The 22,227-nt window shown below is 64.9% G+C and carries 18 protein-coding genes; 12 read left to right on the top strand and 6 right to left on the bottom strand.

Annotated features, from left to right (window positions below):
- Window positions 1-4: 4 nt before the first annotated feature.
- Window positions 5-3,085, top strand: a complete 3,081-nt coding sequence (locus N8H22_RS11285) for an efflux RND transporter permease subunit (protein ID WP_264590592.1) — start codon at window positions 5-7, stop codon at window positions 3,083-3,085.
- A gap of 33 nt (window positions 3,086-3,118) precedes the next feature.
- On the opposite strand, the gene N8H22_RS11280 is transcribed toward N8H22_RS11285, so the two are convergent.
- Window positions 3,119-3,679 (bottom strand): TetR/AcrR family transcriptional regulator, encoded by a 561-nt coding sequence (locus tag N8H22_RS11280; RefSeq protein ID WP_264590591.1) that lies wholly within the window; start codon window positions 3,677-3,679, stop codon window positions 3,119-3,121.
- 142 nt (window positions 3,680-3,821) lie between these two features.
- Here N8H22_RS11280 and N8H22_RS11275 point away from each other — a divergent pair, with 142 nt between their 5' ends.
- From N8H22_RS11275 to N8H22_RS11265, 3 genes are all read left to right on the top strand, one after another.
- On the top strand, window positions 3,822-4,418 hold the full coding sequence (locus tag N8H22_RS11275) for a glutathione S-transferase family protein (RefSeq protein ID WP_264590590.1): 597 nt from the start codon (window positions 3,822-3,824) through the stop codon (window positions 4,416-4,418).
- 5 nt (window positions 4,419-4,423) lie between these two features.
- Window positions 4,424-5,221 (top strand): Zn-dependent hydrolase, encoded by a 798-nt coding sequence (locus tag N8H22_RS11270; RefSeq protein WP_264590589.1) that lies wholly within the window; start codon window positions 4,424-4,426, stop codon window positions 5,219-5,221.
- Between the two features lie 159 nt (window positions 5,222-5,380).
- Entirely contained in the window at window positions 5,381-6,721 is a 1,341-nt protein-coding gene (locus N8H22_RS11265) for a GGDEF domain-containing protein (protein ID WP_264590588.1), read from the top strand.
- Between the two features lie 9 nt (window positions 6,722-6,730).
- Here the strand turns inward: N8H22_RS11265 and N8H22_RS11260 are convergent, their stop codons facing one another.
- From N8H22_RS11260 to ccoG, 3 genes are all read right to left on the bottom strand, one after another.
- Window positions 6,731-7,072, bottom strand: coding sequence for an FKBP-type peptidyl-prolyl cis-trans isomerase (locus tag N8H22_RS11260; protein ID WP_264590587.1), 342 nt, complete (start codon window positions 7,070-7,072; stop codon window positions 6,731-6,733).
- Window positions 7,073-7,158: 86 nt separating this feature from the next.
- On the bottom strand, window positions 7,159-8,568 hold the full coding sequence (gene mapR, locus N8H22_RS11255) for a GntR family transcriptional regulator MpaR (RefSeq protein ID WP_264590646.1): 1,410 nt from the start codon (window positions 8,566-8,568) through the stop codon (window positions 7,159-7,161).
- A 34-nt stretch (window positions 8,569-8,602) separates the two neighbouring features.
- Window positions 8,603-10,018 carry a cytochrome c oxidase accessory protein CcoG gene (ccoG, locus tag N8H22_RS11250; protein ID WP_264590586.1) on the bottom strand — a complete coding sequence of 472 codons (1,416 nt, stop codon included), beginning with the start codon at window positions 10,016-10,018 and terminating at the stop codon, window positions 8,603-8,605.
- 298 nt (window positions 10,019-10,316) lie between these two features.
- Between ccoG and N8H22_RS11245 the strand changes: the two genes are divergently transcribed.
- From N8H22_RS11245 to mdoH, 8 genes are all read left to right on the top strand, one after another.
- The gene (locus tag N8H22_RS11245) at window positions 10,317-10,682 is read left to right on the top strand and encodes a CidA/LrgA family protein (protein ID WP_264590585.1); all 366 of its coding nucleotides are present in this window, start codon (window positions 10,317-10,319) and stop codon (window positions 10,680-10,682) included.
- Window positions 10,679-11,389, top strand: coding sequence for an LrgB family protein (locus tag N8H22_RS11240; protein WP_264590584.1), 711 nt, complete (start codon window positions 10,679-10,681; stop codon window positions 11,387-11,389). The genes N8H22_RS11245 and N8H22_RS11240 overlap by 4 nt, the downstream gene beginning before the upstream one ends.
- Before the next feature lie 97 nt (window positions 11,390-11,486).
- Window positions 11,487-12,026 carry a DUF3087 domain-containing protein gene (locus N8H22_RS11235; protein ID WP_264590583.1) on the top strand — a complete coding sequence of 180 codons (540 nt, stop codon included), beginning with the start codon at window positions 11,487-11,489 and terminating at the stop codon, window positions 12,024-12,026.
- A 164-nt stretch (window positions 12,027-12,190) separates the two neighbouring features.
- Window positions 12,191-12,889 carry a pirin family protein gene (locus N8H22_RS11230; RefSeq protein ID WP_264590582.1) on the top strand — a complete coding sequence of 233 codons (699 nt, stop codon included), beginning with the start codon at window positions 12,191-12,193 and terminating at the stop codon, window positions 12,887-12,889.
- A 101-nt stretch (window positions 12,890-12,990) separates the two neighbouring features.
- A complete protein-coding gene (gene wrbA / locus N8H22_RS11225; RefSeq protein WP_264590581.1) occupies window positions 12,991-13,590 on the top strand; it encodes an NAD(P)H:quinone oxidoreductase in 600 nt (199 codons plus the stop codon).
- 392 nt (window positions 13,591-13,982) lie between these two features.
- Window positions 13,983-16,292 (top strand): beta-glucosidase BglX, encoded by a 2,310-nt coding sequence (gene bglX, locus N8H22_RS11220; RefSeq protein ID WP_264590580.1) that lies wholly within the window; start codon window positions 13,983-13,985, stop codon window positions 16,290-16,292.
- 278 nt (window positions 16,293-16,570) lie between these two features.
- Window positions 16,571-18,088, top strand: coding sequence for a glucan biosynthesis protein G (locus tag N8H22_RS11215; protein ID WP_264590645.1), 1,518 nt, complete (start codon window positions 16,571-16,573; stop codon window positions 18,086-18,088).
- Complete coding sequence (gene mdoH / locus N8H22_RS11210; RefSeq protein ID WP_264590579.1) at window positions 18,081-20,636, top strand: glucans biosynthesis glucosyltransferase MdoH; 2,556 nt, start codon at window positions 18,081-18,083, stop codon at window positions 20,634-20,636. Before N8H22_RS11215 ends, mdoH begins: the two co-directional genes overlap by 8 nt.
- A gap of 270 nt (window positions 20,637-20,906) precedes the next feature.
- On the opposite strand, the gene N8H22_RS11205 is transcribed toward mdoH, so the two are convergent.
- On the bottom strand, window positions 20,907-21,728 hold the full coding sequence (locus tag N8H22_RS11205; RefSeq protein WP_264590644.1) for a copper resistance protein B: 822 nt from the start codon (window positions 21,726-21,728) through the stop codon (window positions 20,907-20,909).
- 97 nt (window positions 21,729-21,825) lie between these two features.
- Complete coding sequence (locus N8H22_RS11200) at window positions 21,826-22,227, bottom strand: hypothetical protein (RefSeq protein ID WP_264590578.1); 402 nt, start codon at window positions 22,225-22,227, stop codon at window positions 21,826-21,828.

Below are 22,227 nucleotides of genomic sequence, written 5' to 3'. Positions count from 1 at the left end.
CGCGATGCGCTTCAATCTTTCCGCCTGGGCGCTGCACAACCGGCAGATCGTCGTCTATCTGATGCTGCTGGTTGCGGTCGTTGGCGCGCTGTCCTACAGCAAACTCGGCCAGAGCGAGGACCCGCCGTTCACCTTCAAGGCGATGGTGATCCAGACGCAGTGGCCCGGCGCCACCGCCGAGGAAGTGTCGCGCCAAGTGACCGAACGCATCGAAAAGAAGCTGATGGAGACCGGCGAGTACGAACGCATCGTGTCCTTCTCGCGCCCCGGCGAATCCAACGTCACCTTCATGGCGCGCGACTCACTGCGCTCCAAGGACATCCCTGAGCTCTGGTATCAGATTCGCAAGAAAATCGGCGACATCCGCCACACGCTGCCGGCAGGCATCCGGGGTCCCTTCTTCAATGACGAATTCGGTACCACCTTCGGCAACATCTATGCGCTGACCGGCGAAGGTTTCGACTACGCGGTGCTCAAGGACTACGCCGATCGCATCCAGCTGCAGCTGCAGCGAGTGAAGAGCGTCGGCAAGGTCGAGCTGCTCGGCCTGCAGGACGAGAAGATCTGGATCGAGCTGTCCAACGTCAAGCTGGCCACCCTCGGCGTGCCGTTGCAGGTGGTGCATCAGGCGCTGGAGGCCCAGAACGCGGTGAGCGCGGCGGGCTTCGTTGAAACCGTTAGCGAGCGCGTGCAGCTGCGGGTCAGCGGCAACTTCACCACCGTCGAGCAGATCCGCGATTTCCCGATTCGCTTCGAGGGCCGCACCTTCCGCCTTGGTGACGTGGCCGAGGTGCGGCGCGGCTTCAACGAACCGCCGGCGCCGCGCATGCGCTTCATGGGCGAGCCGGCGATCGGGCTGGCGGTGTCGATGAAGGCGGGCGGCGACATCCTCATGCTGGGTGAAGCACTGCAGAGCGAGTTCGCCCGGCTGCAACAGGAGTTGCCGGCCGGCATGCAGCTGCGCAAGGTGTCCGACCAGCCGGCGGCGGTGAAGACCAGCGTGGGCGAGTTCGTTCGCGTGCTGATCGAAGCCCTGGCAATCGTGTTGCTGGTGAGTTTCTTCTCGCTTGGTGTGCGCACCGGCCTGGTGGTGGCGCTGTCGATCCCGCTGGTGCTGGCGATGACCTTCGCCACCATGCATTACCTGGATATCGGTCTGCACAAGATATCTCTCGGCGCGCTGGTTCTGGCGCTGGGACTGCTGGTGGACGACGCGATCATCGCGGTGGAGATGATGGCGATCAAGATGGAGCAGGGCTATGACCGGCTCAAGGCGGCCAGTTACGCCTGGACCAGCACGGCCTTTCCGATGCTCACCGGGACGTTGATTACTGCCGCCGGTTTCCTTCCGATCGCCACCGCCAATTCCAGCACGGGCGAGTACACCCGTTCGATCTTTCAGGTGGTAACCATCGCGCTGATCGCGTCCTGGGTCGCCGCGGTGATGTTTGTCCCGCTGCTTGGCGACCGATTGCTGCCGGACCTGGCCAGGCGGGCGGCACAGAAGCACGGTACCGGCGAAGAGGGGCACGATCCGTATTCGACGCCGTTCTACCAGCGGGTGCGGCGGGTGGTGCAGGTCTGTGTACGTCGGCGCAAGACGGTGATCATCCTGACGCTGGCGGCCTTCGTGGTGGCGGTGGGGTTGTTCCGTCTGGTCCCGCAGCAGTTCTTCCCGGCTTCGGGACGCCTGGAGCTGATGGTTGACCTCAAGCTGGCTGAGGGCGCGTCGCTGAAGGCGACCGAGGCTGAGGTGTCGCGGCTGGAACAGCTGCTCAAGGAGCGCGCCGGCATCGACAACTACGTCGCCTACGTCGGCACCGGTTCACCGCGTTTTTACCTGCCGCTGGACCAGCAGCTGCCGGCGACCAGCTTCGCCCAGTTCGTCGTGCTGGCCGACAGCATCGAGGCGCGGGAAGAACTGCGTAGCTGGCTGATTGAACGCCTGCGCAATGATTTTCCGAGCCTGCGCGGCCGCGTGACGCGCCTGGAGAACGGCCCGCCGGTGGGCTATCCGGTGCAGTTCCGCGTGACGGGCGAGCACATCGATGTGGTGCGCACGCTGGCGCGGCAGGTCGCGGCCAAGGTGGAGGAGAATCCGCACGTGGCCAACGTGCATCTGGACTGGCAGGAGCCGAGCAAGCGGGTGCTGCTCAACGTTGACCAGGATCGCGCCCGCGCGCTGGGCGTGAGTACCGCCGAGCTGTCGGCATTCCTGCGGCGCACCTTCATCGGCAGCAGCATCAGCCAGTTCCGCGAGGACAATGAGCTGATCGAGATTCTCCTGCGCGGTACCGAGCGCGAGCGTCTGGAGCTGTCGATGCTGCCCAGTCTGGCGATTCCCACCGCAAGCGGTCGCAGCGTGCCGCTGTCGCAGGTCGCCACGCTGGAATATGGCTTCGAAGAGGGTGTGATCTGGCATCGCAATCGCCTGCCGACAGTCACCGTGCGGGCCGATGTCTACGGCGAACAGCAGCCGGCGACGCTGGTACGGCAGATCCAGCCGACGCTGGCGGATATCCGCGCGGCGCTGCCCAGCGGCTATCTGCTGGAAGTGGGGGGGACGGTGGAAGATTCCAGCCGCGGCCAGAGCTCGGTGATGGCTGGCATCCCGCTGTTCATCATCGTGGTGGTCAGCCTGCTGATGATCCAGCTGAAGAGCTTCTCGCGCTCGGCGATGGTGTTCCTCACCGCGCCGCTGGGCATCATCGGCGTCACTCTGTTCTTGCTGCTGTTCCGCCAGCCGTTTGGTTTCGTCGCGATGCTCGGGACGATCGCGCTGTCGGGGATGATCATGCGCAACTCGGTGATTCTGGTCGATCAGATCGAACAGGATATCGGCGCCGGCCATGACCGCTTCAACGCGATCATCGACGCCACCGTGCGGCGTTTCCGGCCGATCGTGCTGACCGCGCTGGCCTCGGTGCTGGCGATGATTCCGCTGTCGCGCAGTATCTTCTTCGGGCCGATGGCGGTGGCGATCATGGGCGGCCTGATCGTCGCCACGGCGCTGACCCTGCTGTTCCTGCCTGCGCTTTACGCAGCGTGGTTCCGTGTCAGGGAAGCGGAGGCGAACCCCAACTGAGGTGCTGGGCGGGCGCCTCGTGGCTGCCGATGCTCAGAGACCGGCGGCTTCGAGCAGGCGCTCGGCGGCGGCCTTGGCGTCCAGCGCCTGATCGGCCGGGCCTTCGATATGCGCCATGCTCAGCGCCCCCTCGAGCAGGTATTGCAGCTGCCGCGCGAGTTGCGCAGGCTGCGGCGCATCCAGGCGTTCCAACAGCTCGCGCAGGTAGGCCTGCAATTCCGCCTTGTACGCGGCCGAGCGACGATGAATCGGGTGGCCGCGGTCGTGATATTCCGCTGCGGCGTTGACGAACAGGCAGCCACAGAACCGCCCATCGCCGTGGATCATGCCGTGCAAACCATCGAACACCGCCAGTAGCGCCTCGCGCGGCGGCAGTTTCGCGGCGCGTTCGCGCAGGCGCGCGAGCATCAGGTCGTGGCGCGCTTGCAGCACCGCCAGGATCAGCTCGTCCTTGGACTTGAAGTGCTTGTACAGGGTCATCTTGGCGACCCCGGATTGGGCGAGGATCCGATCGATGCCCGTGGCGTGATAACCCTCGCGATAGAACAGATCTTCTGCGGTGCTGAGCAGCTGGTCGCGCTTGTTCGAAGCCATGGATACCTCCTTCCGGTCGGCCATTATGCGGGAGCGACTGCTGTCCCTCCAGCCGACCGGGTCGTTGGTCGTTTTGCTGCTTGAAGTGTACAGACAGGTCTGTCTATTATCCAGTACACAAACCACCCAGGAGGGAAAGACCATGAAGCTCTACGACATGACGTTGTCCGGCAATTGCCACAAGGTTCGCCTGTTCCTCAGCCTGATCGGCCAACCGGTCGAGCTGGAGCCGGTCAACCTGCTGACGGGCGCGCAGAAGCAGCCGGCGTTTCGCGCCATCAATCCGCGCGGACAGGTTCCTGCTCTGGAGGATGGTGGGTTCCGTCTGGGTGACTCCCAGGCGATTCTGGTTTACCTGGCGCGGCGTTATGCGGAGTCCAGCTGGTATCCGCTGGATGCCGAAACGCAGGGGCGCATCGCTGGCTGGCTGAGTTTCGCGGCCAACGAAACGCAGCATGGACCGGCGACCGTGCGTGTGGGCAAGCTGTTTGGCCTGCCGATCGACGAGCCGCTCGCGCAGGCACGCGCGCTGAGCACGCTGCGAACCCTCGAACGGCATCTCGCAGAACACGCCTGGCTGGCCGAGACGGAGCAGCCGACCATCGCCGACATCGCCGTGTATCCCAATGTGGCGCTGGGCGCTGACGGTGGTCTCGATCTCCTTGCATATCCGGCGCTGCAAGCCTGGTTCGCCCGCATCCGCGCGCTACCCGGCTACGTCGGCATGCCGGGGCTGTAAGCGCCATGTTCGCCTACAACGAGCGGTCGCCTGTCGGTCGTGCAACGGTACGCAGGAGGCTGCTGCGTCTCGTCGCGCTAGCTATGGTCGGCTTCGTCGGCAGCGTGGCGGCTGCCGACGGGTTGCGCTTCAGTCTGGTGAAAACGGCGCAGAGCGATACGCGGGGCGAGTTCGCCTGGCGCCGCGGTGGCTGGGAGCAGCCACCGCCGATCAATCACTTGGCGATTCTGATTGAGCACCGTGGCAGTCGATTGCTGTTCGGCACCGGCCTGGGTCGCCAGATCGATGCTCAGCTGGATGCCGAGATGCCCTGGCGTATCAAGCGCTACGGCACCGTGCAGGCCGTGCGTGACCAGCTCGAGCGCGATGGTCTGGGCATCGACCGCATCTTGTTGGGCTGCGTGCGCTGGGAGCACGCGTCCGGGCTGGTCGACTATCCGGAGGTGCCGGTGCTCGCCAGCGCGCAAAGTCTGCGCTACCTGCGCGCGGCGACACCGCCGGCGGTGTTGCCCAGTCAGTTCCGCCATGCGATCCGCTGGCAAACATTGCGATTCTCGCCCAAACCTTACCTCGGATATGCGCAAAGTCTCGACCTGTTCGGCGACGGCCAGCTGGTGCTGGTGCCGCTGCGCGGGCACGGCGCCCTCGGCCTGTTCCTCGCCCTCGCAGACGGTCGGCGCTTCTTCTTTCGCGGAGATACGCACGGTCATCCGGATGATCAGAAGGCCCCTTCGGACGTTGTTGCGCTGCAGGATGCCCGTACGCAGGCAGCGCTTGGCTTCTATCCGCGCTGGGTCGAGTAGTTGCGCGTCGGGCGGGGTACGGTAAAAAAATGCCGCAATCACGCCCGATATGGACAATGCTTTGGCAACAGGGTTGGGCGATGATGCGCCACAGAGTGGCGACTGCGTCACGCCTGGATTACCCAAGCCGTGCCGAATGGCCGAAGTAGGTCTGCCGCTGTGAAGACAGATAGCTACGCACCCCTGGCGAGTGTCATCGATCTGCTGCTGGACGCCATCTGTGTCGTCGATGCGCAGGGCAACTTCGTCTTCGTCAGCGCGGCCTGCGAGCGCATCTTCGGCTATACGCCGGAGGAAATGCTCGGCAAACGAATGATCGAAATGGTCTATCCCGAGGACCGCGCGCGCACCCTGGCGGCCGCCGGCGATGTCATGGCCGGCCAGCCGCTGCTGCATTTCGAGAACCGTTACGTACGCAAGGACGGCGGCGTGGTGCACATCATGTGGTCGGCGTGCTGGTCAACGGACAACAAGCTGCGCATCGGCGTGGCGCGCGATATCACCCAGCGCAAACAGTCCGAAGCGATGCAGGCCGCGCTCTATTCGATCTCCGAAGCAGCTCACGCCTCCAAGGATCTTGCCGCGCTCTATCAGCAGATTCACCTGACCGTCGCCCAGCTGCTGCCGGTCGATGATTTCGTCGTCGCCATCCGCGATTCGGTCAGTGGCGAGCTGGCCTACCCCTATCAGGCGCTCGCGCCCAGCTCGGCGGTTGCGCCGCCGGAGCCGGCCGCGTCGCTCTGCTTCTCCGTCCTGCACGGTGGACAGCCGTTGCGCCTGAATGCCGAATCGCTGCCGGTGCTCGCCTTGCCGCTGGATGTTGTCGACGAGGCCGCCTGCTGGCTCGGAGTGCCGCTCAGCTCGCGGGAGGGTGTTATCGGCGCGCTGGTATTGAAGAGCACATCGGCGCCCTATACCGAGAAGGATCAGGAGCTGCTGCAATTCGTCTCCACCCAGGTGGTCACCGCCATCGAGCGCAAGCAGCTGTATGCGCGCCTGCACCGTATGGCGCAGTACGACGAACTCACCGGCCTGCCCAACCGTGCCTGTTTCCGTGATCGTCTGAGCACGGCGCTGGCGCGGGTGCGCCGCCACGCCGGGCGCATCGCCTTGCTCTACGTCGATCTGGACCGATTCAAGCAGGTCAACGATACCCACGGGCACAGCGCGGGCGATCAGCTGCTGCGTACCGTAGCCGAGCGCCTCACGCATTGCGTGCGCGATACCGATACCGTGGCGCGGCTGGGTGGTGACGAGTTCGTGGTGCTGCTGGAAAGCATCACGCTGCCCGAGGACGCGGAGCGGGTGGTCGGCAAGATTCGCTGCGCCTTCCAGCAGCCGGTGCAGATCGCCGGCCACGCGCTGGACATCGGCCTGAGCCTCGGTATCGCCCATTATCCGGAGGATGGCGACGCCGAGGCGCAGCTGCTCAAGCACGCCGATGCGCGGATGTACCAGATGAAGGCTCGACGCGAGCGGTCGCCGGCAGATCGCGGCTGAGGCGTTCGTTCAGTCGTCGCGAGTCAGGACTTCCAGAAGCTCGATTTCGAAGTGCAGATTCGAGTTCGGCTTGATCTGTGCGCCGACCTGCCGTTCGCCGTAGGCCAGGTGCGCCGGCACGAACAGCTTGCGCTTGCCACCGACCCTCATGCCCATCAGGCCGATATCCCAGCCCTTTATCACGCGGCCTGTGCCGATCACGCACTGGAATGGCTTGCCACGTTCGTAGGAAGAATCGAAGACGCTGCCGTCTTCCAGCGTGCCGCGGTACTGGGTGGTAATCAGCGCGCCCTTGACCACGGCCTTGCCGTCGCCGAGCTGGAGGTCTTCGATCAGCAGTTCGTTGTCCATCATCGCCTCGAATACAGGGAAAAGCGGCGGCTTTTTCGCAGGAAACCTGTGCCTTGGCAAGGCCGGTGATGCAGCGCTGCCAGCGCTCAGAACGACTTGAGCATCCTGCCCAGCAATTCCATCGCCTGCTCGCTGCGCGCATCCCATGGGTGGCCGTGGTTCAGCCGCGCGCAGTTGCGAAAGCGCTGGGTCGCCGAGAAGATCGGCCCCGGGGCAAGGCTGATGCCCTGGGCCAGCGCCAGTTGCAGCAGCTGCAGCGAGTCCACCTGCTCGGGAAATTCGAACCAGAGAAAGTAGCCCCCAGAAGGGCGCGTAACCCGCGTGCTCGCCGGAAAATGGCGGGCGGCGGAGGCGAGCATCGCGCCCTGCTGCATCTCCAGCGCGTGACGCAGCTTGCGCAGGTGACGGTCGTAGCCGCCATGCTGCAGGTAATTGGCGATGGCGGCCTGTGCCGGCACGGAAGGGGAGATGGTGGTCATCAGCTTGAGCCGGGCGATCTGCTCGGCATAGCGACCGCCGGCAACCCAGCCGACCCGGTAACCGGGCGCGAGACTCTTGGAGAACGAGCCGCAGTGCATCACCAGACCTTCGCGATCATGGCTCTTCACCGGCTTGGGCGGCTCGCGGGTGAAGTACAGCTCGGCGTAGACGTCGTCCTCGATCAGCGGCACCTGATGGCGCTGCAACAGCCCATACAGCTGCTGCTTCTTCGCCTCGCCCATGCTCGCGCCCAGCGGGTTCTGCAGGCTGCTCATGAACCAGCAGGCCTTGATCGGCAAGTGCGCGAGGCGATCGGCGAGGATGTCGAGGTCGATGCCTTCGCGCGGGTGCACCGGAATCTCCACCGCCTTGAGCTTGAGCCGTTCCAGTACCTGCAGCGTGGCGTAGAACGCCGGCGCCTCGATGGCCACCAGATCACCCGGTTCGGTGACCACCTGGAGGCAGAGGTTCAGCGCTTCCATCGCACCTGTGGTGATCACCAGTTCGTCCATCGGCAGCATCACGCCGCTGACCATGTAGCGCAGGGCAATCTGCCGGCGCAGGTCCGGGTTGCCGGCGGTCATCTCGGCAATCACCTCGCGTGCCGGCATGTCGCGCACGCTTTGCGCCATCGAGCGTGCTAGGCGTTGTAGAGGAAACAGCTCGGGACTGGGGAAGGCCGAACCGAAGGGCACGGTAGCCGGGTCGCGCAGAGAGGCGAGCACCGAGAACACCAGCTCGCTGACACCGACATCGGTGGTTTCCGCCGGACGGCTGCTGATGTCCGGCTCGTGCAGCGGGCGCTTGGCATGTTCGCGGACGAAATAGCCCGAACGCGCCCGCGCCTGGATCAGCCCGCGGTCTTCCAGCAGGTAGTAGGCCTGGAACACGGTGGACGGGCTGACGCCGTAGGTGCGGCTGGCGTGGCGCACCGAGGGCACCTTTTCTCCCGGCGCGAGCACGCCGCTGCGGATCAGTTCGGCAATCTCGTCGGCGAATTTCTCGTAGCGCTTCATCGTGTCCGGGCCGTGGCGGTTGGGCATGGCCAGTCTACTGGCGTAGCGCCGCGATGGGGGCGACGAAGGTGCTCGGGGTGCTCACCCGGCTGCTCGGCTCGGCCAGGTCGCTGACAACGAAGCGCAGCTCACGGCTGAAGTCGCGGGTGTCGAGCAGCGCCACGCTGACTGGCAGATCGGCGATCTCGCTCGGCGCCAGGACGATCTCGCGCGGTCCCTGCAGCGCGAACGGCCCACCCTCAAGCCCGAGCGCATAGCGGCGCGGCTGCTGCGTCTTATTGATCAGCTTGAGGCGATACATGTTCTCGATCTGCCCCTGCATGTTCTCGCGGTACAGGGTGCGGTCGCGGGTAACGTCCAGCTGCAGCTGCGGCCGCGCGTCCAGTGCCCAGATGAAGGCGGCGATCATCGCCGTCATCGCCACGGCATAACCGATCAGGCGTGGACGGAAGAAGCGGGTGATGCCGCCCTTGAGTGCGCGCTCGGAGGTGTAGCGCAGCAGGCCGCGAGCGTAACCCATCCGGTCCATGACGCTGTCGCAGACGTCGATGCAGGCGCCGCAGCTGATGCAGTCCAGCTGCAGGCCGTCGCGGATGTCGATGCCGGTGGGGCAGACCTGCACGCACAGCGTGCAGTCGACGCAGTCACCGAGGCCCTGCGCGCGCGGGTCGCTGCCCTTGCGCCGCGCGCCGCGGTTCTCGCCACGGGCTGTGTCGTAGGAGACGAGCAGGGTGTCGGCGTCGAACATCACGCTCTGGAAGCGCGAGTAGGGGCACATGTGCAGGCACACCTGCTCGCGCAGCCAGCCGGCATTGATGTAGGTCGCGGCGGTGAAGAACAGCAGCCAGAAGGCGGTGGTGACACCGACCTCGAAGCGGGCGAGGTCGGCCACCAGGTCGCGTACCGGGGTGAAATAGCCGACGAAGGCCAGTGCCGTGGCCAGGCTGATCGCCAGCCATAGCACATGCTTGGCGCTGCGGCGCAGCAGCTTGGCGGCGGACCAGGGTGCAGTATCGAGCTTGATGCGCTGCAGGCGGTCGCCTTCGGTGATCTTTTCCACCCACATGAACATCCAGGTCCAGGTGCTCTGCGGGCAGGCGTAGCCACACCAGATGCGCCCGGCCAGCACGGTGATGAAGAACAGGCCGAACGCGGCGATGATCAGGATCGCCGAGAGCAGGATGAAATCCTGCGGCCAGAAGGTGGCGCCGAAGATGTGGAACTGCTGCCGGTCCAGGTCCCACAGCACCGTCTGGCGCCCGTTCCAGTTCAGCCAGACGGTGCCGAAGTAGAGCAGCATCAGCAGCGCGCCGCCCAACAGGCGCAGGTTGCGGAACCGGCCGCTGAAACTGCGCGTATGAATGGGCCCGCCGCTCTGCGCGGGGGTCAGGCGGATCGGTTGGCTGGGATCAACGGTTTCGATGATCTGCGCGGGTATGTGGTCGGTCATTAGGCTTCGCCCCATAGGCAGTTCAGGCGAGGCGGATGATCCGTAGTGGCGTGCTTGCATAACAGACTCAGATGAATCGGCAAAATACGGATCAGATCAGCCCTCTGAACCACCGCTGAAGCCCCACACGGCGGTGGGTTGACCTGTATCAGCGGAATGCTGCGAGATCGGCTGATCCGCTTTTTTTTCACCCATCTGCACCTGTTCTGTCATGACGCAGGCGGCCATAGTCGAGGCCTTTTGCCATTCAGCGAGGAGCTAACGCAATGAGTCACGACAGGCCGATGGAGCTCAGACCATGATCCTCAAGGGGCTGACCTGGCTGGCGCTGCTGCAGTTGCTCGGCAATGTGATCAACCTGGTACTGCTACCAGCGCTGCCGGGGCCGATCATCGGCATGTTGCTACTGTTCGGCCTGTTACTGCTGCGCCGTGGTGTTCCCGAGTCGCTGGAGAAAACCGCGGCGTTGCTACTGCAGTACCTGCCGTTGCTGCTGATCGTACCGGCGGCCGGAATCATGACCAGCGCCGGTGCGCTGCGGGATGACCTGCCGGCGATCGCTGCCGGGCTGGTGCTGTCGCTGCTGATCACCGTGCCGTTCTGCGGCTGGCTGATGCAGCGACTGATCCGCCGGCTGGATCGCCAGCGGGAGGATCAGGCATGAGCGTAGTCGACTGGCGCACGGCCTGGGCGGACGTGGTGGTGCATCCGCTGTTCGCCGTGGCATTGACGCTGATCGCCTTCCAGCTGGCGCTGATGCTCTATCGCCGCAGCGGCTGGCTGGTGCTGCAGCCGGTGATGGTGGGCATGCTGCTGGTGGTTGGCACCCTGACGCTGGTGGGCCTCGACTATGCGCGTTACCGCGAAGGTGCTTCGCTGGTCGCCATGCTGCTGGGGCCTGCGACCGTGGCGCTGGCCGTGCCGCTGCATCGTCATCTCAAGCGGATCCAGCAGCTGTTCTGGCCGATCGTCATCACCCTGGCGGTCGGCGGCGTGCTCAGCGTGGTGCTGACCCTGGCGATCGCCTGGGCGCTGGGCGCGCAACTGCCGGTGCTGATGAGCCTGGCGCCGAAGTCGGCAACCATGCCCATCGCCATGCTGGTGGCCGAGCAGCTCGGTGGGCTGGCCTCGTTGGCCGCGGTGTTCGTCATGCTCACCGGCGTCATCGGCACCGCGCTGGGGCCGCTGTTGCTGCGCTGGGCCGGTGTCGAGCATCCTGCGGCGCGGGGCCTCAGCTACGGCATTAACGCGCATGCCATCGGTACCGCGAGGGCGCTGGAGGAGGGCGATGAATGCGGGGCCTTCGCTGCGCTGGGCATGAGCCTGCTGGGCATTCTGATCGCGCTGCTGCTGCCGTTTGCCCTCGGTTGAAGGGCAGCGCAGGAGCGGGTTTCCCTCCGCGGCTGCCTTGGCCGATACGTTTGCGGTGATAATGCCCGCCGCTATCGACTCTGCAAGGAATTCGCCCATGGTGGTATTCGAGATCAAACCGATGAGCGCCGAGCAGTATCGGCAGCAGACGCGGCGCAGCACGCTGATCGTCATTGCCATTTTCGCCGTGCTGGCCATGGGACTTTCGGCACTGGCGGTCGCGCTGTTCGGCGCGCCGGGCGGCGATAACCTGCGCTGGAACATCACCGGGGTTGCCGCGGGCCTGCTGCTGACGGTGACGCTGGTGCGCAAGCTGTTCTGGCAGCAACCGTGGATGGCGGCCGCTGCGTATGGCTGGCGGCTCAAGCGCAGCCTGATGAGCGTCACCAACCTGATGCATCAGGTGAAGTCGGGCGTGGCGGCGCGCGATCCACAGGCCATTCAGCTGCTGCGCTTCTATCACCTGGGCCTCACCCAGATGCACCAGCTGGACGGCAACAGCACGGCGCTCAGTGATTCGGTGAAAGAGATCGATCAGCATCGAGAACTCATGGAATCGTTGGGCATGGATGTCGCCCAGCCGCGGCTGGATTCCGCCTGGCTCGAGGCAGTCAAGCGCTTCCAGGCAACCAAGTAGCGCAACCGCCGGCGGTTCATTAGCGGCGAATGGCGACCGCATTCATATCGAGTTAGTCGATATTAATCGGTGAGATATTGCGCTCATTAAAAGGCTGGTCAGATACATCATGGCTCCATCGTTAGCTGACCGGTTCGCCGGTCAGTCCACTGAGGAGACTTTCCATGATCGAACTGCGCCCGCATGCCGAACTGGGGCATGCTCACCATGGCTGGCTGAACGCCCGCCACCATTTCTCCTTCGCTGAATACCACGACCCGGCGCGCATGCACTGGGGCCGGCTGCGTGTGTGGAATGACGACAGCATCGCGCCGCAGTCGGGCTTCCCGCCGCACCCGCACCGCGACATGGAAATCATCACCTATGTGCGTCAGGGTGCGATCACCCACGAAGACAGCCTGGGCAACCGCGGTCGTACCGTCGCCGGTGATGTGCAGGTCATGAGCGCCGGCACGGGCATCGTCCACAGCGAATACAACCTGGAGGACGAGGAAACCCGCATCTTCCAGATCTGGATCTTCCCGGAGCGTTCCGGCCTGCCGCCGTCCTGGGGCACCCGGCCATTTCCGGCCGGCGAGCGTGCCGGTGCCTTCGTCACCCTGGCCAGCGGCATGCCGGACGATAGCGGGGCGCTGGTGATCCGCGCCAACGCCCGCTTGGTGGCGGCGACACTGGCGGCCGGGCAGAGCGCCGACTATTCCATAGACAGCGGTCGCAAGGTCTATCTGGTGCCGGCCAGTGGGCGGATCGAGGTCAACGGCGTGAACGCAGAGGCCGGCGACGGCGTCGCCGTGCGCGATGAGGCGCGGCTGACGGTCACGGCACTGGAAGACAGTGAGGTCGTGCTGGTGGACGTGACCTGAACAGCGCGGCCCGCGATTCGGTTCAGCGATTCCCGGGATCGTCGGAACGACTGACGACCCGCGTTTTCACAAAACGGAACATCCCCCAAGAGGACATCAAGATGGCAAAGATTCTCGTGCTGTATCACTCCATGTACGGCCACATCGAAACCATGGCCAACGCGGTTGCCGAAGGTGCGCGCCGCGTGCCGGGCGCCGAAGTGACCATCAAGCGCGTGCCGGAAACCATGCCGGCCGAAGCTTTCAAGAATGCCGGCGGCAAGGTCGAGCAGGCCGCGCCGGTAGCCAGTCCGGCGGAACTGCCCGACTACGATGCGATCATCTTCGGAACGCCGACGCGCTTCGGCAACATGTCCGGGCAGATGCGCAATTTCCTCGACCAGACGGGCGGTCTGTGGGCCAAGGGTGCGCTGCATGGCAAGGTCGCCAGCGTGTTCACCTCTACCGGTACCGGCGGTGGCCAGGAGATGACCATCACCTCGACCTGGACCACTCTGGCGCACCACGGGATGGTCATCGTGCCCACCGGCTACGGCATCAGTGAATTCTTCGACATCTCCGAAACCAACGGTGGTACACCCTATGGCGCCTCGACCATCGCTGGCGGCGACGGCTCGCGTCAGCCATCGGAAAAGGAACTGAACATCGCCCGCTTCCAGGGCGAGCACGTAGCCAAGATCACCAGCAAACTGAAAAGCTGACTATTTGCGCCGGCGTCGGATGACTAGCGCATCCGGCGCCATGTTCGCCGTCGCCGCTGATATACCCTCTCTGCTCAGGATCGCGTCGCTTCCACATCAGCGCGGCGTCTTCTTTGCCACACGCTGCATCCCGCCAGTTGGATGCCTTTCCACCAGATGCACCGTCAAGCTGATCACGTGGTTTGAACGCGGCTTTGCGATGATCCGTCCTGTCGTTTGCATGGCATGCGTGTCCCCCTCTGGTTTGTGCCTGGCCGGGCGATCATACTTCGCACGCCGTACGCCGAAGCGTGCGGCGTATCGGATGCGTGCAGGCCGGGAGGCGATCCTGAGCTGCGCCGTCCCATTCGCGACCATGCCGGTCCGCACTTCCCGCAGCAACGAGACTCCTGATGAAACCCCAGCAGCCCTTGGCGAAAAGACTCTGTGTGCTCGGTCTGCTCGCCGGATTTTGCGTGCATGCCGCCGCCGCGGCACAAACCCCTGCGCTGGACGACAAGCCGGCCTTCATCGACAGCCTGATCGAGCGGATGACCCTCGAGGAAAAGATCGGCCAGCTGCGGCTGATCAGCATCGGTGGGGACATGCCGCGGCCGCGGATTCTCGAAGAGCTGGCGGCAGGGCATATCGGCGGCACCTTCAATACGGTGACCCGCCATGACAATCGCCCCATGCAGGACGCTGCGCAGCGCAGCCGAATGAAGATCCCGATCTTCTTCGCCTACGACGTGGTGCACGGTCACCGGACGATCTTCCCGATCGGCTTGGGGCTGGCGTCCAGCTGGGACATGGACACGATCGCCCGCAGCGGCCGGGTGGCGGCCATCGAGGCCAGCGCCGACGGTCTGGACATGACCTTCGCGCCTACGGTGGACATTTCCCGCGACCCACGCTGGGGTCGCACCTCCGAAGGCTTCGGCGAAGATCCGTACCTGGTGTCGGAAATCGCCCGCACGATGGTCAAGGCCTATCAGGGCAAGTCACCGGCGGCGCGGGATAGCATCACCGCCAGCGTCAAGCATTTCGCCCTCTACGGCGCCGTCGAAGGCGGGCGCGATTACAACGTGGTGGATATGAGTCCGATGCGCATGCATCAGGACTTCCTGCCGCCCTATCGCGCCGCCGTGGAGGCCGGGGCGGGCGGGGTGATGGTCGCGCTGAATGCCATCAACGGCGTGCCGGCGAGCGCCAACAGCTGGCTGCTGCGCGATCTGCTGCGCCGTGACTGGGGCTTTCGCGGGATTACGGTCAGCGACCACGGCGCAATCAGCGAGCTGATGCGCCACGGCGTCGCCCGAGACGGACGCGAGGCGGCGCGGCTGGCGATCAAGGCCGGTATCGACATGAGCATGGCCGACTCGCTGTATCGAGACGAACTGCCCGCGTTGGTCAAGGCCGGCGAGGTCGACATGGGCGAGATCGACGCTGCCGTGCGCGAGGTGCTGGGTGCCAAGTACGACATGGGATTGTTCCACGATCCGTATCGGCGTATCGGCGTCGCCGCGGACGACCCGCAGGACGTCAATGCCGAAAGTCGCCTGCATCGCAGCGAGGCGCGGGATGTCGCGCGGCAGTCGATCGTCCTGCTGGAAAACCACCAGCAGACCCTGCCGCTGAAGAAGCGCGGCACCATCGCCCTGGTCGGTCCGCTGGCGGACTCACCGATCGACATGCTCGGCAGCTGGTCCGCCGCCGGCGTCGCCGGGCAAGCGGTGACGCTGCGCCAGGGCATGCGCGAGGCGCTGGGCGATGCGGCAACACTGGGCTACGCCCGGGGCGCCAACGTGACCGACGACCAGCACATGGTCGACTACCTGAACTTCCTCAACTGGGACAACCCCGAGGTGGTGCAGGATCCGCGTTCCGCTGCCGAGATGATTGCCGAGGCGGTGGCGCTGGCGAACAAGGCCGATGTGATCGTCGCTGCGGTTGGCGAGTCGCGTGGCATGTCGCACGAGGCGTCCAGCCGTACCAGCCTGCAGCTGCCGCCCAGCCAGCAGCGCCTGCTCGAGGCGCTCAAGCAAACCGGCAAACCGCTGGTATTGGTGTTGATGAACGGCCGGCCGCTGGAACTTGGCTGGGCCAAGGCCAATGCCGACGCGATTCTAGAAACCTGGTTCAGCGGCACCGAAGGCGGCCACGCTATCGCCGAAGTGCTGTTCGGCGACTACAACCCGTCCGGCAGGCTGCCCATCTCCTTCCCGCGCTCGGTTGGCCAGATCCCCACCTACTACAACCATCTGCGCGTTGGCCGGCCGTACGTCGAGGGCAAACCGGGCAACTACACATCGCAGTACTTCGAGGAACCCACCGGACCGTTGTATCCGTTCGGCTACGGCCTGAGCTATACCCAGTTCGAGCTGTCCGATGTCAGCCTGTCCAGCCGCGAGCTGTCGCGCGGGGGCACGCTGGAGGCGCGCGTCACGGTGCGCAACAGCGGCCAGCGCGAGGGCGCGACCGTGGTCCAGCTGTATATCCAGGATCTGGTCGCCTCGGTGATCCGCCCGGTCAAAGAACTCAAGGCGTTCCGCAAGGTCATGCTCAAGGCCGGAGAAGAACAGGAAGTCCGCTTCAGCCTCACGGAGGACGACCTGAAATTCTTCAACGCGCAGCTGCAACAGGTAGCCGAATCCGGCGAGTTCGAGGTGCAGATCGGGCTCGATTCGCAGCGCGTGCAGAGTCAGCGTTTCACCCTGCATTGAGCCAGGCAACCTGCGGGCTGAAGCCCACTGACGGCGCGGCGTGGCGAGCGATGGGGCAGACCCGTGCGGGACGCTTGCGGCCATCTATCCGGCCGCTGTCCGGCGTGGGATGATGCGCCGCCTCGTTTAGCAGCGTCACGGGAATCATTTACCCCTGGCGGTAGACCAACAAGCAATTCGGGGCCGCTCGACGGCCAGCATCATCGTGAGAATCAGGAGGGGATGTGTCACGAACCATTCGTTTCAGAACAGGCGTCCGCAATGGTCGGGTACTGGGCATGGCGTTGAGCCTGTCCATGAGTCTGTTTGCGGGTAGCAGCTGGGCATTCAGCCTCGACGATGTGGCAGTGAAGGCCGAGGAACTGGCAGCTGCCAACTACGCCCCGCCGCAGAGCAACCTGCCGGAAGTGTTTCGCGACATGGCTTTCGCCGACTACCAGCAGCTGCGCTTTCGCGGCGACAAGGCGCTCTGGCATGGTGCGAAAACGCCGTTCGAGCTGCAGTTCTACCACCAGGGCATGCATTTCGATGTGCCGGTGAAGATCAACGAGATCACCAGCAAGGGCGTCAAGGAGATCGCCTACGATCCACAGATGTTCGACTTCGGCCAGGTGCAGATCGACTCTGCTGCGCTGGAGAACCTCGGCTTCGCCGGTTTCAAGGTGCTCTATCCGCTGAACAAGCCGGACAAGGCGGACGAGCTCATCACGCTGCTGGGTGCCAGTTACTTCCGTGTGGTCGGCAAGGATCAGGTCTACGGCTTGTCGGCTCGCGGTCTGGCGATCGACACGGCGCTGCCGAGCGGTGAGGAATTTCCGCGCTTCCGTGAATTCTGGGTCGAGCGTCCCCAGGCCGATCGCCGCAATCTGGTGATCTACGCGCTGCTGGACTCACCGCGCGCCACCGGTGCGTATCGTATGGTGGTCACGCCCGGCAAAGACAGCACCGTTGACGTGCAGGCGCGCGTCTACCTGCGTGAACCGGTGGAGAAGCTCGGCCTGGGCGCGCTCACCAGCATGTACCTGTTCGGCGCCAACCAGCCGAGCCAGCAGCGCAACTACCGCCCGCAGCTGCATGATTCCGAGGGGCTGGCGATCCATGCCGGCAACGGCGAGTGGATCTGGCGGCCACTGAACAATCCCAAGCGCCTGAACATCAGCAGCTATAGCGTGGAGAATCCGCGTGGTTTTGGCCTGCTGCAGCGCACCCGCGACTTTTCGCGCTACGAGGATCTGGATGACCGCTACGAGCTGCGCCCGAGCGGCTGGGTCGAGCCGGAAGGCGACTGGGGCAAGGGCCATGTCGAGCTGATCGAGATTCCGACGCCGGACGAAACCAACGACAACATCGTCGCTTTCTGGGTGCCCGAGCAGCGCCCTGAGCCCGGCAAACCGCTGGATTTCGCCTACCGCCTGCACTTCACCATGGATGAACCGACCCTGCATGATCCGGCGCTGGCCTGGGTCAGCCAGACGCGGCTGTCGACCGGCGACGTCAAGCAGTCGAACCTGATACGCCAGCCTGACGGCAGCATTGCACTGATCGTCGATTTTGCCGGCCCCAATCTGGCCGAACTGCCGGCGGATGCGCCGGTGAGTACGCGGGTGAGCACGGACGACAATGCCGAGCTGGTGGAGAACAGCCTGCGCCACAATCCGGTGAGCAAGGGCTGGCGCTTGACCTTGCGGCTGAAAGTGCGCGATCCGGGCCGCCCGGTCGAGCTGCGTGCAGCCTTGGTGGACGGCGAGAAGACGCTTTCCGAAACCTGGAGCTACCAGATTCCGATCCATGAATAACCTGGCGTCAGCGTCCCTCGGCGGACACTATCTCGATCAACTGCCGCTGGCCGACGCCGAACGCCAGGCGCTGGCCGATGAGGTCGCGCGCGAGGGCGGCACGCTCGAGGATCTGCATCGCGTCCTGGAGCGTCACGTGCCGGACACCGCGCCCGGCGTGCCGCCGTCAGCCGGTGCACTGGGCTCGGTGGCCGCCCGGCTGAAGCTTGGCTGGGGCGAGACCCTCGAGCGTGCGCGGGCGCTCATGCATGACCATCAGGCGCGCGTCTGCATCCGTTCGACGCCGCCGATCGTGCGGACCCGCATGGTGCCCGAACCCTGGCACACCAACGTGCTGCGGCTGAGCTGGTGGCGCCTGCTGCGCAAGAAGAACCGCACGGTGGAGATGCCTCCACCAGTCGAGATGGACCGTTCGGGCTGGCGGCGGGTGGCCGGTTTGCGCCGTACCACGCTGCTGATCCTCATGCTGGTGCAGACCGTCATCGCTACGTGGCACATGAAATCCGTGCTGCCATATCAGGGCTGGGCACTGGTCGATCTGCAGGAAGTCTTCCAGCAGCCGTGGCAGGAATCGGCGCGGCAGATCCTCCCCTACGTGGTGCAGACGAGCATTCTGCTGCTGTTCGCGTTGCTGTTCTGCTGGGTTTCGGTGGGCTTCTGGACCGCACTGATGGGCTTTTTCCAGCTGCTCAAAGGGCGTGATCGCTACAACATCTCCGCCACCACGCTGGGCGACGAGCCGATCCCGCGCGAAGCGCGCACGGCGCTGGTGATGCCCATTGCCAACGAAGATGTGCCGCGGGTGTTCGCCGGCTTGCGCGCCACTTACGAGTCGCTCAAGGCAACCGGCGATCTGGAACATTTCGACATCTTCGTGCTCAGCGACAGTAACGACCCCGACACCTGTGTGGCCGAACAGAAGGCCTGGCTGGAACTGTGTCGCGAAGTCGATGGCTTCGGCCACATCTTCTATCGCCGCCGCCGCCGGCGGGTGAAGCGCAAGAGTGGCAACATCGACGACTTCTGCCGTCGCTGGGGCAGCAGCTACCGCTACATGGTGGTGCTGGACGCCGACAGCGTGATGAGCGGTGAATGTCTGACCAGTCTGGTGCGGCTGATGGAAGCCAATCCGGGCGCCGGCATCATCCAGACGGCGCCCAAGGCATCCGGCATGGAAACCCTCTATGCGCGGATGCAGCAGTTCGCCACCCGGGTCTACGGGCCGTTGTTCACCGCGGGCCTCAACTTCTGGCAGCTGGGCGAATCGCACTACTGGGGGCATAACGCGATCATCCGGGTCCAACCGTTCATCGAGCATTGCGCCCTGGCGCCGCTACCGGGCAAGGGTTCGTTCGCCGGTGACATCCTCTCCCACGATTTCGTCGAGGCGGCACTGATGCGCCGCGCCGGCTGGGGCGTGTGGATCGCCTACGACCTGCCGGGCAGCTACGAAGAGCTGCCACCCAACCTGCTCGACGAGCTCAAGCGCGATCGCCGCTGGTGTCATGGCAACCTGATGAACTTCCGGCTGTTCCTGGTCAAGGGCATGCACACGGTGCACCGTTTCGTGTTCCTCACCGGGGTGATGTCCTATCTGTCGGCGCCGCTGTGGTTCATCTTCCTGGTGCTGTCGACCGGCTTGCTGGCGATCCACACCCTGATGGTGCCGGAGTACTTCCTGCAGCCGAACCAGCTCTATCCGCTGTGGCCGCAGTGGCATCCCGAGGAAGCGATCATGCTGTTCTCGGCCACGCTGACCCTGCTGTTCCTGCCCAAACTGCTCAGCGTCCTGCTGATCTGGATCCAGGGCGCCCACGAGTACGGCGGGCGGCTACGGCTGCTGCTGTCGATGATCCTCGAATCGCTGTTCTCGATGCTGGCGGCTCCGGTGCGCATGCTGTTCCACACGGTCTTCGTCAGCGCCGCGTTTCTCGGCTGGTCGGTGCAGTGGCAGTCGCCGCAACGTGCCGACAACGCCACGCCCTGGAGCGAAGCGCTGCGCCGTCATGGTCCGCAGATGCTGCTGGGCGTGCTGTGGACGGCGCTGGTGGCCTGGCTCGATCCGGCGTTTCTCTGGTGGCTGGCGCCAATTGTGGGCTCGCTGATCCTCTCGGCGCCGGTTTCGGTGATTACCAGCCGTACCGGCCTGGGCCTGGCCGCCTTGCGCCGCAAGCTGTTCCTGATTCCGGAGGAGTTCAACCCACCGCAGGAGCTGGCGGCAACCGATCGCTACACCCGCGAAAATCAGGACAACGCGCTGCATGACGGCTTTATCGCCGCCACGGTGGACCCGCTTTACAACGCGCTGGTTTGCGGCATGGCCCGTGCGCGTCATGCCAAGGTGGTCGCCAGTGCCGAGGTGCTGCGCGAGCAACGCATGCAGCAGATCCTCGAGGCGGGTCCGACCGGCAAGGCCGAGGCGGCGCGCTGGCGTCTACTCAACGACCCGAACGGTATGGCGCGGCTGCATCAGCGCATCTGGGATGACGAGCGCTATCAGTCCTGGCGGGAGGCATACGAGCGCTCTCGCGAACAGGCTCGCTCGTAATGCGTTGCCCGTCCGCGTCGTTTCACGGCGCGGACGGGACCATCAATGCTTGCTGCCGTCAGCATGGCGATGCACCCCGCGTTCGGTCTTGCCGCTGGTGTGGCCTTCGCTCTGCCGAGCGACACCTTCTTGCGTATCCGATGATTCCCCGCTAAGTGCTGGCTGCTGTAATCGTAAGGATCGCCGCGGCCGAGCTGCTCTGCCAGCTTCGGCGGGGCAGGGTAGGGGCTCTGGCTCAGATCGGTGGGGTTTATTTCCGGCGCCGGATGATCAGAACCAGAAGCGAACACCGGCGACCAGCTTCGCCTCGCTGATGTTTTCGTCATCGGCACGCAGTAGATCAGCGGTATTGCCGTAGGCACGGCTCCAGCTGACGCCGACATAAGGTGCGAACTGGCGGCTGATCTCGTAGCGCAGGCGCAGTCCGACACTGGCGTCGCTGAGTCCGGCGCCGACGCCGCGGGCCTCATCGTTGCGCCCGTGCAGGTTCAGCTCCGCCATCGGCTTCAGGACCCAGCGCTGGGTCAGCAGGATGTCGTATTCGGCTTCCAGACGCAGTGCGGTCTGGCCACCCTCACCGAGAAACGCGGTGGCTTCGGTTTCCAGACCGAACAGCGGCATGCCCTGCACGCCGAAGGCCGCCCAGGTCTGTGGCGAACCGGGCTTGAAGTCCTGGCGCACGCCGGCGACGGTTTCCCACCAGGGGCCGATGGCGTGACTCCAGAGCAACTGCAGTTCGGCCTCCTCAGTGTGGCCGTTGCTGCGCTCACCCTCGGAGCGGAAGGCCAGGCGGTCGATGTCGCCGCCGTACCAGCCGGAGATATCCCAGGCCAGCGTGCTGCCTTCATCGGCGTCCTGCCATTCCAGCTGATCGGCCAGGAACAGGAAGTTGGTCCCGCCCTGATGCATGGTGTGCGGTGGCAGGTCGGGGAAGGCATCGGCGCGATCCGCATCGCTGAGCGTCGGCACCGGTGTTCGTGGTGAAGTGTCGGTGACCGGCGGATGGATCATCGAGCCGTGGCCCATGCCGCCATGCTCAATCGGGCTGTGTTGTGCCGCCCCGGTATGATCGCCATGAGCGGAATGATCCATGCGCTGCTGCGCCTGAGCTGTCGCCGCGACCACGCCGGTGGCTAGGGTGAGAAGCAGCCTCGCCCCGGCAGCACTGGCAATGTCGATCAGTTGCCGCTCAGCGGTCACGCGGCTTGTCCTTGGCGTTCCCCTTGGACGGCTTCTTGTCCCGCTGGCTGTTCTCCACGTTGCGGTGCTCCATGCCCTGGCCCTGATTCACGTTGCGGTGCTCCATGTCCTGACCCTGGTTCACGTCACGGTGCTGCATGCTCTGGCCCATGTTGTCGCGGTCCATCATCTGGCCCTTGCCCATGTGCTCGTCGTGCATCTGCATGTTGCCCTGGTCTATGCCTTGCTTGGCTGCGCCGCGTTGCTGCTTGGCCTGGTTGGCTTGCGAGCTGGTCGGCGTTTTCTCAGGATGGTGGCCGTCGTGCTGGTTCTGCTGTGCCTGCACGGCGGTCAGCTGCAGGGCGGCAGCCAGGCCGCAGGCGATCAGGATGTTTTGCTTGAGCGTGTTCAT

The sequence above is a fragment of the Stutzerimonas sp. S1 genome, assembly GCF_025966695.1.
Lineage (GTDB): Bacteria > Pseudomonadota > Gammaproteobacteria > Pseudomonadales > Pseudomonadaceae > Stutzerimonas.
The sequence above is the reverse complement of the archived record's forward strand: the minus strand, read 5'-3'. Positions and strand labels throughout refer to the sequence as shown.